This window comes from Paenibacillus xylanexedens, from assembly GCF_007676705.1.
GTDB classification, from domain to species: Bacteria; Bacillota; Bacilli; order Paenibacillales; family Paenibacillaceae; genus Paenibacillus; species Paenibacillus xylanexedens_C.
Genome location: NZ_VEBF01000002.1, coordinates 938,800 through 954,772, shown reverse-complemented (window position 1 = coordinate 954,772; position 15,973 = coordinate 938,800). Strand labels below are relative to the sequence as shown.

At 48.3% G+C, this 15,973-nt stretch carries 12 protein-coding genes and 1 pseudogene; 10 read left to right on the top strand and 3 right to left on the bottom strand.

Annotated elements, in window-relative coordinates:
* The first annotated feature begins 251 nt into the window (after positions 1 to 251).
* The 3 genes from FS628_RS14150 to FS628_RS14140 all read left to right on the top strand — a co-directional run bounded on the left by FS628_RS14150 (position 252) and on the right by FS628_RS14140 (position 4,119).
* Positions 252 to 1,904, top strand: coding sequence for a sensor histidine kinase (locus tag FS628_RS14150; protein ID WP_145324156.1), 1,653 nt, complete (start codon positions 252 to 254; stop codon positions 1,902 to 1,904).
* A gap of 10 nt (positions 1,905 to 1,914) precedes the next feature.
* The gene (locus FS628_RS14145; RefSeq protein ID WP_145322801.1) at positions 1,915 to 2,712 is read left to right on the top strand and encodes a LytR/AlgR family response regulator transcription factor; all 798 of its coding nucleotides are present in this window, start codon (positions 1,915 to 1,917) and stop codon (positions 2,710 to 2,712) included.
* Between the two features lie 120 nt (positions 2,713 to 2,832).
* Positions 2,833 to 4,119, top strand: coding sequence for an L-lactate MFS transporter (locus FS628_RS14140; RefSeq protein WP_186327820.1), 1,287 nt, complete (start codon positions 2,833 to 2,835; stop codon positions 4,117 to 4,119).
* Here FS628_RS14140 and FS628_RS14135 read toward each other — a convergent pair.
* Positions 4,116 to 4,295, bottom strand: coding sequence for a hypothetical protein (locus FS628_RS14135; protein WP_145322799.1), 180 nt, complete (start codon positions 4,293 to 4,295; stop codon positions 4,116 to 4,118). The two genes, FS628_RS14140 and FS628_RS14135, sit on opposite strands and share 4 nt — an antisense overlap.
* Before the next feature lie 74 nt (positions 4,296 to 4,369).
* Between FS628_RS14135 and FS628_RS14130 the strand changes: the two genes are divergently transcribed.
* Together FS628_RS14130 and glsA are read left to right on the top strand one after the other, a co-directional pair.
* Complete coding sequence (locus tag FS628_RS14130; RefSeq protein ID WP_145322798.1) at positions 4,370 to 4,852, top strand: GNAT family N-acetyltransferase; 483 nt, start codon at positions 4,370 to 4,372, stop codon at positions 4,850 to 4,852.
* Positions 4,853 to 4,966: 114 nt separating this feature from the next.
* Entirely contained in the window at positions 4,967 to 5,908 is a 942-nt protein-coding gene (gene glsA / locus FS628_RS14125) for a glutaminase A (RefSeq protein WP_145322797.1), read from the top strand.
* A gap of 214 nt (positions 5,909 to 6,122) precedes the next feature.
* Here glsA and FS628_RS14120 read toward each other — a convergent pair whose 3' ends face one another.
* Positions 6,123 to 6,464 carry a YolD-like family protein gene (locus tag FS628_RS14120; protein ID WP_145322795.1) on the bottom strand — a complete coding sequence of 114 codons (342 nt, stop codon included), beginning with the start codon at positions 6,462 to 6,464 and terminating at the stop codon, positions 6,123 to 6,125.
* Positions 6,461 to 7,703, bottom strand: a pseudogene (locus tag FS628_RS14115) (DNA polymerase IV). The gene FS628_RS14120 and the pseudogene FS628_RS14115 overlap by 4 nt, the downstream one beginning before the upstream one ends.
* An 853-nt stretch (positions 7,704 to 8,556) precedes the next feature.
* On the opposite strand from FS628_RS14115, the gene FS628_RS14110 reads away from it, so the two are divergent.
* From FS628_RS14110 to FS628_RS14090, 5 genes are all read left to right on the top strand, one after another.
* Positions 8,557 to 10,782: a hypothetical protein gene (locus FS628_RS14110; protein ID WP_145322793.1), complete on the top strand. Its 2,226-nt coding sequence runs from the start codon at positions 8,557 to 8,559 to the stop codon at positions 10,780 to 10,782.
* 26 nt (positions 10,783 to 10,808) lie between these two features.
* Positions 10,809 to 12,017 (top strand): HEAT repeat domain-containing protein, encoded by a 1,209-nt coding sequence (locus tag FS628_RS14105; RefSeq protein WP_145322791.1) that lies wholly within the window; start codon positions 10,809 to 10,811, stop codon positions 12,015 to 12,017.
* Positions 12,018 to 12,039: 22 nt separating this feature from the next.
* Positions 12,040 to 13,440: a glycosyltransferase family 2 protein gene (locus FS628_RS14100; RefSeq protein WP_186327819.1), complete on the top strand. Its 1,401-nt coding sequence runs from the start codon at positions 12,040 to 12,042 to the stop codon at positions 13,438 to 13,440.
* Between the two features lie 276 nt (positions 13,441 to 13,716).
* A complete protein-coding gene (locus FS628_RS14095) occupies positions 13,717 to 14,520 on the top strand; it encodes a response regulator transcription factor (protein ID WP_145322789.1) in 804 nt (267 codons plus the stop codon).
* Positions 14,521 to 14,600: 80 nt separating this feature from the next.
* A complete protein-coding gene (locus tag FS628_RS14090) occupies positions 14,601 to 15,968 on the top strand; it encodes a nucleotide sugar dehydrogenase (protein WP_145322787.1) in 1,368 nt (455 codons plus the stop codon).
* Positions 15,969 to 15,973 lie beyond the last annotated feature (5 nt).

Sequence of the window (15,973 nt, the reverse complement as noted above, 5' to 3'; positions counted from 1 at the left end):
ATTGAACAATTGGAATAACATGACAAATCATTATAACATAGGTTTTTCTGGAAACGCAGATTGCATAGAAGCTAAGGGATGAACTATGGTGTGAATGGTGCAGTATTGTTGATGCATTTTCACAGGATGGACTTTGCTTTCCTCCGGGGGGAGCGGTAAACTGTTGCATACGAGATGAGGAAATTGCGTTACAATGAGACATGTTTTTATTTTGGACAGATGTGGAGGAAGTACGATTGGAAATGTTTACGATGCTGCTGGGTTTATTTGAACGGGCGGCGCTGCTGATTATATTTTTATTCTTTCTGTCGAGGGTGCCGAGATTTAGGCAGATTCTGCAAAAAGGAAAATTAAGGTGGCAGGAGTATATTGCGGTTACCTTGTTATTCTGTGCTTTTGCCATCTTCGGCACGTATACGGGCATTAATGTTGAAGGTTCACTGGTGAACGTGCGGATTATCGCCGTGTTATCGGGTGGTATTTTGTTCGGAGCGCCTGTGGGTATTATTACGGGTATTGTCTCCGGGGTGCATCGGTATCTGATTGATATGGATGGAGTCACAGCTATACCGTGTCTGATCACGAGTATCCTTGCAGGTCTGGTCTCTGGATATATACATAAGTATACGCCCAAGCCCAAGCGATGGATTATTGGTATTGGTGCCGGAATGATCTGTGAAACGCTGACGATGTTACTGATCCTCTTATTTTCCTATCCTGATCCATTGGGTGCTGATATTGTTTCGCAGATTGCCTTGCCTATGATTCTGGGTGAAGTCAACATTGGATTGATTGTACTCTTGGTGCAGAGTGTCGAAGGGGAAAAGGAGATGATTGCGGCTCGTCAGGCGAAACTTGCATTGGAGATTGCGAACAAGACTTTGCCGTATTTCCGTTCAATTGATGAGGATTCTCTGCGCAAGATCTGCCGAATTATTCAGGAGGATATCCAGGCTGATGCGGTTGCGATTACGGATACCCGGAATGTACTGGCTTATGTAGGATTTGGTGAGGAACGATATCATATTGGCAATGAGATTATTAGTGAGATGACGAAGAAGACGATATCCAGCGGGGAGATTACAATCAGCAATGATGTGATTGATGAAAAAACACCGGATATCCATTCGCTGTTAATCATTCCGCTCAAAGAACGAGGAGACATCACAGGTGCGCTCAAAATCTATTATCGCAAAGCGTACAAAATTACGTATCCATTGCAAACGATGGCTGTAGGTCTATCGCAGATCATCTCGACCCAGATGGAGGTATCGCGGGTAGAGGAGATCAAGGCTGCTGCCAACAAAGCAGAGCTGCGTGCATTACAGACAACCATTCACCCTCATTTTTTGTTTAATGCGCTGAATGCGATTGCTTCGTCCATCCGAACCAAACCGGATCGTGCTCGGGAGCTGATTGTGAATCTATCCGGGTACATGCGCTACAATCTGGAGCTGTCGGATGAGTTAATCGATATTCACAAGGAACTGGAGCAGGTCCGCAATTATGTGGAGATTGAGAAAGCCCGCTTCGGCAGTCGACTTAACGTGATCTATGAGATTGATGAGGTCGCGGTGCATATTCCGAGTCTTGTTATCCAGCCGCTCGTCGAAAATGCAATTATTCATGGCATTCTCAAGGTAAAAGGACCCGGGACCGTTCGAATTCGGGTACAGGATTATCCGGAGTTTGTGCGAATCAGTGTCAGTGATACAGGAGCAGGCATTGGAGCAGACATAATAGAACGGGTCTACCATGACCGCATGCCGGGTAACCAGATCGGGCTATATAATGTGCATCGCCGGGTTAAGCTCATCTACGGACAAGGTGTAACCATTACAAGGCTGGAACAAGGAACCGATATTTTATTTGATGTGCCCAAAGGAGATGTCGTAACAAGGTGATGATAGATCAATGAGAGCTCTTATTGTGGAAGACGAGATTCTGGCAAGTGAGGAATTGAATTACTTAATCCAGGAACATAGTCAGATTGAGGTGGTGGATCGCCTTGAAGACGGACTGGATGTACTGAAGTTTTTGCAGGAACAAGAAGTTGACGTGATTTTCCTGGATATCAATATTCCCTCACTGGATGGCATGATGCTGGCCCATCATATCGGGAAGTTTGCAACTAAACCTTATATTGTATTTACTACGGCGTATAAGGAACATGCAGCAGAAGCCTTTGAGTTGGAGGCGTTTGATTATATTCTGAAGCCTTATGACGAGAAACGAATCGCTGCGATGCTCCATAAGCTGGAGATGGCTTTCAAGCGTGATCATACGCCGGTGGAGCAACATGTTGAGGATGGACCAGCTCCTACCACGGCGGACGGACCTGCTGCGCATGGGGAATTGTTACGAGATACGAATTCCCATACGGACAGAAGAATTAATCTGCTGCGGAATGACAATATTATTGTTACGGATACGGCAGACATCTACTATGCGGAAGCGCAAGAGAAGGTGACGAAGGTATATACCAAAAATGGTGAGTTCACCATGCCAGTGAGCATATCGGATTTTCACAGCCGTCTGCCACAGGACACGTTCTTTCGCTGCCACCGTTCGTACGTCGTAAATCTGTCGCAAATCCGTGAAATTGTACCCTGGTTCAACAATACGTATCTGCTTCGTCTGCGCGATTTGGAAGCTGAAGTGCCCGTGAGTCGCGGGAAGGTCAAAGAATTCAGGCAACTCATGCGCATCTAGAAGCATTTCATTCCGCATCTGATGCAACTCATGCTCAAATCGGTGTAATGAATCCCCTTTCATGTATGATTAGCTTGTGAACGCATTCATGTATATGACATCGGCAAAGGGGAGATCACGATGAAAGCAGCAATTTCATCAGCACCTACATCAACATTTGCACCTACAAAAATGAACCGCTGGCTTATTGTTTTGGGGACTATCATTGTACAAATGGGTCTTGGAACCATCTATACTTGGAGTTTATTTAATCAACCGCTGTCTGATCGTTTCGGATGGGACGTCAGCTCGGTCGCGATAACATTTTCAATTACGAGTTTTGCATTGGCGTTTGCCACATTGTTTGCAGGACGGTTGCAGGAACGTTGGGGTCTTCAGCGTCTGATCCGTGTAGCCGGGGTCGTGCTTGGACTGGGTCTGATTCTGAGTTCCCAAGTTACTTCGCTAACACTGCTGTACATTTTGGCTGGATTTGTCGTTGGTTTTGCAGATGGTACGGCGTATATTACGTCGCTGTCTAATCTGATCAAATGGTTCCCGGAACGTAAAGGTCTGATCTCGGGGATCTCGGTCGGAGCTTTCGGTACCGGTAGTCTATTGTTCAAATATGTGAACTCGGCATTGATTGGTGCCGTTGGTCCTGCTCAGGCATTTATGTATTGGGGTATTATCGTTCTGGTTCTGGTCGTTGCCGGATCATTCCTGATTCGTGAAGCGGTTGTTCGTGAACAGGCTCCGGCAAGCAAGGAAGGAACGAAACAAGTCGTGGCACGTCATGACTATACGGTGAAAGAGATGCTGCGTACGAAAGAAGCGTACATGCTGTTCGTTATTTTCTTCACGGCGTGTATGAGCGGACTGTATCTGATCGGTATTGTCAAAGATATCGGTGTACAGCTCGCTGGACTGGATGTAGCTACAGCTGCGAATGCAGTAGCTATGGTTGCGATCTTTAACACGGCAGGACGTATTATTCTTGGTGCGCTGTCGGATAAAGTAGGACGAATGAAGGTCATCGCTGGTGCATTGCTGGTTACAGCCGTAGCTGTCATGACACTTAGTCTGGTTCCACTGACCTTCGGGATTTTCTTCGCCTGTGTGGCGGCCGTTGCATTCTGCTTCGGTGGTAACATTACGGTATTCCCGGCGATTGTGGCCGATTACTTCGGACTGAAGAATCAGAGCAAAAACTATGGCGTGATCTATCAGGGATTTGGATTTGGTGCTTTGGCAGGATCATTCATCAGCGCCCTGCTGGGCGGATTCCATCTAACCTTTATCGTGATTGCTGTACTCTGCGCTGTCTCGCTGTTGCTCGCACTGATCATTACACCTCCGGGTCAAGGTCGTCGTGCACGTCAACGTGAAAAACAGATGAACCTTAACCCTTCATCACGGGCAAGCTAAGCAACATGTGCTGTAAGTACGGAATGAGTATATTTCTTCATTGTAAAAAGTAAAATAAACAGAGCGGTCTCCAGATGAGGCCGCTTTTTGGTATCTACTGTTGCCAGATTGCCAGCCTGTTTGCCTGTTGGACTATCCGGCTGCCCAGCGAGTGAGGTGCCTTGTGTGCATTCCATCATTCGCTTCTGTTATACTCTAGGTGAATCCAAGAAGATTAAGACCAAGTTATGTACCCCAGAGGAGGCATATCATGAACTTCATTAAATACACACAACCTGATTTTGATGACTATTATGCATTGGTTTCCAATATGGAAGTAATGAAACAGATTACAGAACGTGCACTACCGGAGCAAGAGGCGAGAACACAATTCGAATCGATGCTTGATTTTAATGAGCGTTCCACTTGTGGGCATTACCGGGTATTTAGTGAAGATGGTGCCGGTGTGGCGTATGCCAAATTGATTCCGGATGAGGCAGACCCGACCCGTGCTGAAATAGGATACATGATCTTGCCTGAACATTGGGGCAAAGGACAGGGTACATCTATAGCGTCACGGCTGATTATACAGGCACAAGCCGCAGGGATTGGATCACTCTATGCAGTTATTGATCCGTCTAACGTCGCTTCCCGTCAGATCTTAACCAGACAGAACTTTGTGTCCACCTGGACTGGCGATTACGAAGGTCTTCCTGGTGAGATCTTGGAGTTAAATCTTCAAATGAAGCGGTAAAGGAAGCAATCTGAGGATAATCAGATGTATGAGGCATCTTGCAATGATGCGGATGGAGTTCATCATACGCATCTCATGCAAGATGCTTATATAGAGATGTGGAGGAGATGACATATGAGCAATTCAACCATGGAACGTCTGAATGCATTACTGCCGGAGTGGCTGGAGACCAGTCGTTTGCACACCGGGCAGGGTAAAGTGGCTTCTTATATTCCAGAGCTTGTCAAAGCCTCACAGGATGAGCTCGGTATACATATCATGGACGCCGAAGGTAATCATGTGTCGGCAGGGGATTGCGGTGTTCCATTTACGATGCAAAGTATCTCCAAAGTATTTACCCTTATTCTGGCCTTAATGGATCATGGAGAAGAAGCAGTCTTCTTTAATGTAGGAAAAGAGCCTACAGGCGACGATTACGATTCAATGGTTAAGCTTGAACTAGTCGAACCCGGTATTCCATTTAATCCATTGATTAATGCAGGTGCAATTACGGTGTCCTCGCTTGTTGGAGGAGACTGTAAGGAAGAGAAATCACGGCGCATTCTGGAATTTTTCCGCAAGCTGGCACACAATGATCGCCTGGGCTATAACGAAGAGGTGTTTCAGTCCGAATCGGAGAGTGGTCATATGAATCGTTCACTTGGCTACTTTTTGAAGCACAACGGAGTCATTAAGGATGACGTTGAAGACGTGCTTGCCGTGTATTTCCGTCATTGCTCCATTGAAGTGACGTGTGCAGATCTGTCTCGAATGTCACTCGTTCTGGCCTACAATGGAACAGATCCAATTACGGGAGAAGAACTCATCCCTCGTCGCTATGTTCAGATTGCCAAAACCTTTATGACCACCTGTGGTATGTATAATGCATCAGGCGAATTTGCCATCGAGGTCGGCTTGCCCGCCAAAAGTGGCGTATCCGGTGGGATTCTGACCCTTGTACCGGGACAATTCGGCATAGGTCTTGTCGGCCCGGCTCTGAATCGCAAAGGCAACAGTATTGCCGGCGTGCATCTGCTGGAGCGTCTGTCCAAGGAATTCGACTGGAGCTTTTTCTAAGAAATTTACTGAAAAAAGAAGTTATACCCTTATATGTAGCCGATGAATCACGTATCTGATATTTTGCTTCTTTAGAACGAAGTGAATGGTCTGGATATGTCTCGTCGGCTACTTTTGGTATTCACCAGGAAGTGTAGGAAGACAGTCCTGCATGGCAACGGCAATGCTGCATCTATCATGGAATATCCACAACATCGGGGTGGGATATACCCCTTCATTCATTGGCAAGCGCCACATCCGTAATGAGATTCATCTGAATATCCCGGGACCCACCTTCCATCAGCAATCGGAGGGTACGGGCAGGACGGTCCAGCCGAAGCACCTGCCCGGTGTAACGGATATCGTCATGTTCGTGAAACAACGAAATGGTAACGATATCTCCAAGCATCATTGAGTTGCTGAGCAGACGGGACATTTCTTCTGCGGCCTGGGCATCCAGGGATGGGCGGGTACGAGGAGCGAGTTGTTCCTGATGAAGAATATAGGCTTCCCGATGTTCAGGAAGCATCATGCGTGAGGACTCGAAGATACCGTTTTGCTGCAATTTTTTACTCATTTATAATGACCTCCAATTTTATGAGAACGTTCCTGTGCCTGCGCGGACGAGCAGAGGGAGGATGCCCGCATGATGGCGGTATCTCCGTACCTGCGCTTGATATCATCCGTGGCACGTTCCAGTTCTCTTTTGCGTTCGCGGTCATCGAACCAGGACAGCTGCACTTCGGAATCAGGCACTAGTCCGGTCAGTGACACGCTGATGCGGCGGATGGGTAATCCGTCCCAATGGCGCAGGAACAGAGCTGCTGCCGCATCATATACTTCATCCGTAATGTTGGTGGGTTCATTCACCTTCATCTGGCGGGAAAAACCGGTAGGCCGATCATAATCCTGTCCGCGACATCCAACCGAGACGACATGGCCCATGAGCGATTTGTCCCGGGAACGTCGACTGACGAGCTCCGCTAGCTCAAGCAGTACCACTTTGATATCTTCCCAGGAGTCATAGTCCCGGGGGAGGGTCATCTGATGTCCAATACCCTGCTGCTGATGAGCATATGTCCCGGGTTTGACCGGAGAATCATCGATACCGCGGGCAATACGCCACAGTACCTCGCCATTCACACCCCAACGTTCTCTCAGCCGAGACAGCGGAGTCTGGGCCAGATCACCAATGGTATGAATGCCCATCTTGTAGAGATGCTGCGCCATGCGGGAACCAACCATGAACATGTCTCGCACAGGCTTTTTCCAGATGGTGGACGGCAGATCTTTGCGGGGCAGCGTGCAGATGCCATCAGGGACTTTTTTGGCATACAGATCACAGGCCATCTTGCTGACGACCTTGGTATCACTGATTGATTCGAATGTACACACCCGTCTCATCCATCACTCTGGATTGAATGCTTCGGGCAATCGTCTCGGGACTGCCAAACAGATCCAGGCTTCCGGTGACATCGAGGAACTGCTCATCAATACTATAGGGTTCTACCAAATCCGTGTAAGACTGAAGGATACGCGTAATATGAAGGGACACCCGAATGTACTCGGCCATCCGGGGGCGAACGACCACAACATCCGGACATTTGGCGAGCGCTTCACCCAGTCGTTCTGCTGTTGTGATTCCATAGGACTTGGCGAGTGGACAGGCCGCAAGAATAATACCCGAACGGCGCGCCGGATCTCCCGCGACAACGAGGGGGCGATCCTTGTATTCGGGGTGTGCAGACTTCTCCACACTGGCATAGAATGACTGGCAGTCGGCCAGCATGATGACACGTCTGTCTTGGCGGGGCATAAGACTTCTCTCCTTATCCGTGATGCTGGGCTCTGTTAAGCATTAATTATCTTTATTTGAACATCGATATTTAACAGTTTATTTACAATATGGAACAAGTGTTCCTGTTTTATAAGCATATCTGACAATTCAAAATGCGGCAACCGGAATTATTTTGCAAATTGGACACAATTATGGATTAGCTATATTAGAGGCAGAAATTAGGAAATAAGTTGTGCTTTTTTACATTTAATGTGAGAGATCTGTGACCTCTGGGTGATGACCGGGCGTTCATTTAGGTTTTTGTAAAAGGTTTATAAATGGGTACAGTCCTATAGAGGGGGACTGACGTCCTTTTTTGGTTTTCTGCATTTTTCAGAAAACCTTGATGTGACGCGGAATATCGCTGATGCGTTATCGGACTATAGTATCAATTTTGTAATCTTTATGGTTAATACTGTAAAAAGGTCCGCAACTTTAACATATGACTCGCGTTTAATGGGGTATGTGTTCAAACGGAAAACGATGCCTGTACCCGCGTTGCACATAACAATAAAGGTTTCAGAAGTGCAAGATTAGCAGGGCATCTAATCCATCAATTCCAGCAAATATTAGTGTTCGGGAATCAGCGGTATCCCAGAGGCTTCCGAGTGGTAGTTGATGGACTTTTTTACGAATCATGGGCAGAATGTTCCATTTCATGTTTGCTTCCATCAGCCTAGTTACAAATGCAGAGTCTTAGCGCTATAGTGAGAACTACACCGCTGACATCTCTACCAAGCGGACATCCGAAGCGGAATGATTCCTATGCTTCATGTTGGACCATTCGGTGTTGAAGCAGGATGCATAATAGAGAGGTGAGCAATCTAAAGACATGAGCAGACAAAGACGAAGACGCTGGTTATTAACGGTGTTGACAGGAGCAGTGGTGGTGACTGGCGGGATATTTGCCGGATGGCACTATATGCAACCCAAGCTCGTTACGTACACAGCGGAGAACGGCACGGAGATGAAATTCAAGACCGATGGAGACCGGTTCATGGAATACGGGCCGGATGGAACGTGGAGGGAGATGTTCGTCAAAGGTGTCAACCTGGGCGCAACTTCACCGGGGCATTACCCGGGAGAATTCCCGCTGACCAAAGAGGATTACTTGCGGTGGTTCCAGCAGATCGAGGATCTGGGAGCCAATGTGATCCGGGTATACACGGTTCACGAACCGATTTTTTACTCTGCATTGGTCGAATACAATCGTGGCCGGGAGCAACCATTATATTTTATACAGGGCATATGGTCACCTGAAGAAGAGTTGATTGAGAAGCAGGATGCCTATGCTGCCCATATTGAGCAGACGTTCAAGCAGGAGATTGAAAAGGCAGTATCCGCTGTCTATGGCGATGCGGACATTCCTGCCAAGCAGGGAGAGTCCAGCGGCAAATACAAGACGAATGCTGGAAAATATCTGATGGCCTGGCATGTGGGTACGGAATGGGACCCGGCGATGGTAGACAATACGAACGCGAAACATGCGGACGTGCCGCAATACAAGGGAGTTCATTTCTCCGCGAGTCCAGAAGCGTCACCGTTCGAGAACTGGCTCGCAGAACTGCTGGATCATACAGCGGTCCTGGAGAAGAAGTATGGATGGGAGCATCCGATGACCTTCACCAACTGGGTAACCACGGATGTGCTGGATCATCCCGGGGAGCCGCTGTATGAAGAGGATCTCGTGAGTGTGGATGCCCGTCATATTCAGCCGGAGGCGTGGGAGGGTGGATATTTTGCAGCCTACCACGTGTACCCGTATTACCCGGATCTGTTCCATATCGATAAAACACTCCAAACGATCAAAGATGAGAATGGTGAGTACAACACGTACAAAAGTTATCTGCGTAAGCTCAAAGCCGAGTTTTCCGATATGCCTGTAATGATTACAGAGTATGGTGTACCTTCTTCTCTGGGTATTTCCCATCTGGGTATGGGAGGCCGGAATCAGGGCGGACATAACGAGGTGGAGCAGGGAGATATTGACGCGTCATTGACGCAGGATATCTATGATGAAGGGTACTCGGGAGCAATTGTGTTCATGTGGCAGGATGAGTGGTTCAAAAAAACATGGAACACGATGCCACTGGAAATCCCGGCTGATCGCCGGGCATACTGGCTGAACGTACTGACGAACGAGAAGATGTTTGGTCTGCTTGCCATGGACCCGGGTAAACAGGAACAGTTGACCATGGATGGGTCACTGGATGATTGGGATGATCTGAAGGATGAAGAAGTCACCACCTGGCAGGGCCAAGTGGACGGCATTCAGGAGATGAAGATGACCCATGATGAAGCCTATCTGTATATTGGGCTGACCTTGGATCAACCTTTTGACCCGGATCAGACGGTGCTGCGGATTGGGACCGATACACTTGCCGGAGGCAGTCAGCCTGATAAGTTACTTCCGGGCCGTACGCTCAGTGATGGTCTTGAGACGGTGATTACACTGGGGCAGGATGAGGAGTCACAGGTGGAGATCGCCAAGGACTATGACTTTAATCAGCGTCTGTACGGCAAGGATGGATATGACATGTTACCAGACAATCAGTCTGTTTCAACAGATCCTTTCCATCCATGGAATCTGGCAGTCAGTCTGAAAATGACACCGCCGAATACTCGATCTGCCCACCCGTTCATGAATGCAAAGGTCGGGACATTGAAGCGGGGAACAACAGCACCCGGTCAGTCCGATACGGATTCGTTAACGACATGGCAGTATAACGGTAATCAGGTGGAGATGCGAATTCCCTGGATGCTGCTCGGGTTCGGTGATCCGAGTTCGCTGCAAGCGATTGACTATGAACCGCTCAAGAATGGCCGTGAGTTCTCCACAGTTACTGTGGAAGGTGTTACCCTCATTCCATGGCTAATGGACCGTGCCACGGAAAAGGTGTCCTGGCCTGGGGGCGAACAGACGACCTTGGACCTGAAGACGTTGCCGGTGTACAGCTGGCAGCCGTGGGAACAGGTCCAGTATAGCGAGCGGTTGAAACTAAGCTACGAGAAAATGAAGAAGAGCTACGAAAAAATTCCTAGTTTTCAGATCGAATAAATGAGTATAAAGGAGGACCTTTTCACATGTTTTCAAGTTTGGCTTTGGCCTATCTGTTTTTGTACATCTGTATCGCACTTGTTGTTGTAGGCGTCATCGTATTGTTTGCCATGAAAATGTCCCACAACGGCAAACGACGCAAGATTGCGTTCTATGAATTGAAACAGCGTGACTACTTCACTTATCTGCAAACGGCCTTGACCGAGAATAGTCCGCTCAGACTGCCACCAGGCAAGCTGGCTCCGCTCGAACGCCGGGTCATCCAGGACAGGCTTATTGAATGGATTGACCAGTTCAAAGGGGAGTACCGCGACAAATTAATTGCACTGTGCCGTGAAGCGGGATTCGTAGAGCACGACCTGAAGGAACTGGGTCGTCTGCGTTACGGTCGCCAGATTGAAGCGGCTTATCGCTTGGGTGGCATGCGTTGTCCCGAAGCCGTTCCGGGTTTGATGGAATTGCTGAAGGATGAGAAGCCAGGCCCGATGGCCATTATGATTGGTCGTTCCATCTCCAGATGTACGACTCGACAAGATGAACTGAAAGACATGCTGGCGTTACTGTTAACCAAAGGCAAGTCGATTCACCATCTGGCAGCAGATATTCTGCTTGAGACGAGTCTGGATACGAGCAGAATTCTAATCGAATTGCTGGAAGATCGGAATCCTGATTTTGTCAAAGTCGGACTCGTTGCGATGTGGGGACAAGCTGTACCTGAAGTGATGCCTGCCCTCGACAGACTCGTAGGCGCCGAACATCAGGATGTACGTGCCGAGGCGGTGAAGCTGTATCTTAGCGCAAGTCCGGCACTCCGAGATGAGACGATTCTGAAGCTGATCCAGGACCCCGATCCGGAAGTTCGCGCCGAGGTGGTGCAAGCGCTCGGTTCGAAACATGCATCTGGCAGCATTCCATTACTGCGCAAAGCGCTGCGGGATGAGGACTGGAGAGTTCGCTATAACAGTGCGGAGAGTCTGAGCAAGCTGGGCGAACCGGGATTCGAAGCGCTGTGTCAGGCTGCGGTGCAAGGTACCGGTGCTGAGCGCGAGATTGCGATGCAGCAGATCGAGAGTACCATGCAGCACACAAGAACTGAGGACAGAGCTGTAGAGCAGATGATTGCACATAACAAAAAAAGACTGCTCTACGATCGTTATTTTGGCCCTGTACGAGAGAATAGAACCAGCAAGAAACGTACAGGTGTGGCTACGGTAGGAGGGGATTACACTGCTTAGGGATCTACTATTAATCTACGGCATGGTCGCAATCTACTATGTTGTTTTCGTCAATACGCTCTACTTTTCCATTCTGGCGTTATCATTCCGTAACATCTGGACGATCTTCCGGCGGTCGCATTATTCCAAATACAATACATTGTCAGGCTCGGAACTGGTGCCCTCGGTTTCCCTGCTGGTACCAGCGTACAACGAGGAACTGACGATTATTGAAAATGTGAATTGCCTGATGACGCTGAATTATCCAACGTATGAAGTCATCGTCGTGAATGATGGCTCCAGCGATGCCACGCTGAAGATCCTGTTGGAAGAATATCGCCTGAAGCCGGTACCCAATACGAAGATTCGGGGCAAGATCGCCTGTCAGAAAATTCGTGGGATCTATCATAATCCGGAGTTCCCGGATCTGTATGTCATTGACAAGGAAAATGGCGGGAAGGCCGATTCTCTCAATGCAGGAATCAACCTGTCCCATTATCCGTTAATCTCCTCCATCGATGCTGATTCGTTGCTGGAGAAGGATGCCCTGATCCGCATGGCTCGCATGTATATGGAGAATCCGGAAGAGACGGTGGCCATCGGTGGAGATGTAAGGATAGCCAATGGCTGCAAAATTGAAAACGGGGCAGTGCAAGATGTATCGCTGCCTCGTAAGATCTGGCCCATGTTCCAGTCGATCGAATATCTCAAAGCCTTTCTGGGCGGACGGATTGGCTGGAGTCACATGAACGGTCTAATCATTGTCTCCGGTGCCTTCGGCATGTTCCGTAAGGACGCTGTTATCGCTGTAGGTGGATACCGGGATGGTTATCCTGGGGAAGACATGAACATCATCATCAAGCTCCACCGTTATATGCTGGAAAACAAATTGAAGTACCGCGTCGCCTTCTGTCCTGAGGCCGTATGCTGGACGCAGGCACCGGATTCCTACCGGATCTTGTCCAGTCAGCGCAAGCGTTGGGGTCGCGGGAATCTGAAGAACATGATCGAGAATCGTGGCATGTTGTTCAATCCGAAATATAAGGTTATGGGTATGGTGACCATGCCATATAACGTTATTTTTGAAGCGCTGAATCCGTATTTCCGAATTACCGGACTTCTGGCACTCGCCGGATATGTGCTTCTGGATATGACCCAGTGGCCGATCCTGGTTCTGTTCGGATTACTGAACTTCGTGTGTGGTTACCTGCTGAGTGTAGGCGCACTTATCCTGGAGGAGATTGCATTCAAGCGTTACAACAAGCTCTCCGATCTGGTCAAAATGCTGGTCTACTCCGCGCTGAAGTTCGTCGGTTACCATCAGCTTGGCGTACTGTGGAGATTGCAGGGACATGTGCAGTTCATGCAAAACAACAATTCATGGGGTACTATGACACGTCAGAGCTGGTCCGAGGATGAGAAGAAAACAAGCGAAGCCGCTTGAGTAAAGAATAATCAAAGCAATTATATGTCCAACTAGACATTTACACGATAACGGAGAGGATAGAAATAAACTGAAGAAGCGAAGCGTGCGCCTAAAAGCTTTCTAAAAGAAAGCTGCATCGAAAGCATACGCTTATCCCCGGATTTCCCCTTTTAAAAGGAATTAAAAAAATCTGGGGATAACAGCGATCAGGAGGTTGTTCTGTCATCGGAGTGTCAGTGTAAATAATATTTTTTGGACTTATATAGATAATCGAGGAGAAGGGTGGAAAAGAACATGCCAAATACGGCGACATTGCAGCGTGAGGCTGCCGTTAATGTGTACCGAAGTGTAGAACAGGGATTGAAAGAAACGGGTGCCGAAACATGCGGCTTAATGTTCATCCATTGTGCAGGAAACTCTCAACCTGAGCAGCAGGTCAGGACACATCTGGAGCAGACAAGCAAGTCTGCTTTCCAGGTGTGGACGGATGGGGCGACCCAGGCGATTGCTGTCCTGCTGCCAGGGTTGTCACTGGATGAGGTTCACTATGAAGGGCTTCGGATCAAACATGAGCTGCAAGAGAGCGTTCCCGGTGCCGATCCACAGATTACACTGGCCAGTTTCCCGGAGGGGGAGCGCCCTTCGAAGGCAACCATTCAGCATATGGCTGAATCCTCGAAGCTTATAGATTCATCGGAGATTCATATCTACACGCTGGACACGACGGCGGACGAGCCGGAACGTATTTTGATTGTGGACAACGATCCGACGGTACGCGAATTCCTGCAGCTGCGTCTGAAAATGCAGGGATATGAAACCTATGAAGCTGTCGATGGACTGGCTGCACTGGAGTTGATTGAGAAAGTCACACCTGATCTAGTGCTCACCGAACTGAATCTATATGGCATCGACGGTCTGCCGTTCATACATCATATCCAGAATCTGGAGATGGAGCAGCCACCCAAAATCGTCGTATTGACCGAGCAACGTGTAGAGCAGACGATCAGTCAGTGCTTCCGCAGCGGAGTCGATGATTACATGACCAAACCGTTCTCACCTGTAGAACTGGATGCCCGAATTAGACGCTGCCTTCATTAGAAGATAGCTTAAATGAACAGAAAACCATCTATTTACATGGATTTTAAGCACCACCAAATACATTGTCCGGAGGGAATATCATGGAGAATCAACAATTCCACACATTACTGAATGCGATTGAAAATAAAGAAGCTGTACTCGGCGTCGTCGGGCTCGGTTACGTAGGACTTCCACTTGCCGTGGAAATGGTCAATCAAGGTTTCACGGTAATCGGAATTGATCTGGATGCGTCCAAAGTAGAGAGTATCTATCAAGGAGATTCCTATATTCACGATATTTCGTCTGATGAATTGAAAAAAGTAATGCAAAGCGGCCGTTTCCAGCCAACGACGGATTACAGCATGCTGCGCGTGATCGACGCACTCAGTATCTGCGTACCTACACCGCTCAGTGAGAATCAGGACCCGGATACGTCTTACATCGAGACCGTTGTGGATCAGATCAAACTGCATATGAAACCAGGCATGCTGATTACCTTGGAGAGCACCACTTATCCAGGCACAACCGAAGAATTGATTCAACAGAAGCTGGACAAGATCGGACATGAAGCGGGTAAAGACTACTTCCTCTGCTTCTCGCCTGAACGTGTGGACCCGTCGAACGGACGCTTCACGACATATAATACTCCGAAAGTAATCGGGGGCACGACCGAAGCTTGCTTGAAGCTCGGAACAGCACTGTATAGCAAGTATGTTGAAACCGTAGTGCCGGTATCTTCGCCGAAAGTGGCTGAGATGTCCAAATTGCTGGAGAACACATTCCGCAGCGTAAACATTGCCTTTGTGAATGAAATGGCGATGATGTGCGACCGCATGGGCATTGATATCTGGGAAGTTATTGACGCGGCGGCGACGAAACCATTTGGTTTCATGCCATTCTATCCAGGCCCAGGTATCGGTGGACACTGCATCCCGCTGGATCCGATGTACCTGTCATGGAAAGCCAAAGGCTTCCGTTTCTATAGCAAATTCATTGAGCTGGCGCAATCCACCAATGACAACATGCCATATTATGTATTGAACAAAACGTCAACAATTCTGAACGAATACGCTAAATCCGTACGTAAATCCAATATTCTGCTACTCGGCATGTCGTACAAACCAAATATTGCCGACCTGCGTGAATCACCAGGACTGGAAGTATATGAACTGTTCAAGGAAAGTGGAGCTAACGTTAGCTACTACGATCCACATGCGGATTCCTTCCAAGATAAGCATGGGGAGACTGTACACAGCGAAGCGTTCAATCTGGAACAATTCAAGAAGTACGATTGCATCGTGCTGATCACCAACCACAGCGATTTGCCTTACTTTGATATTGCCGAGATGGGTGTACCAATTCTGGATACACGTAATGCATTCCGTTCATACACACATCCGCATATCTACAAGATTGGTCACTCGGTACAGCATCCTGTGCTTGAGCCAAGTGAAGCGTTGCTCGTCTGAGGAAA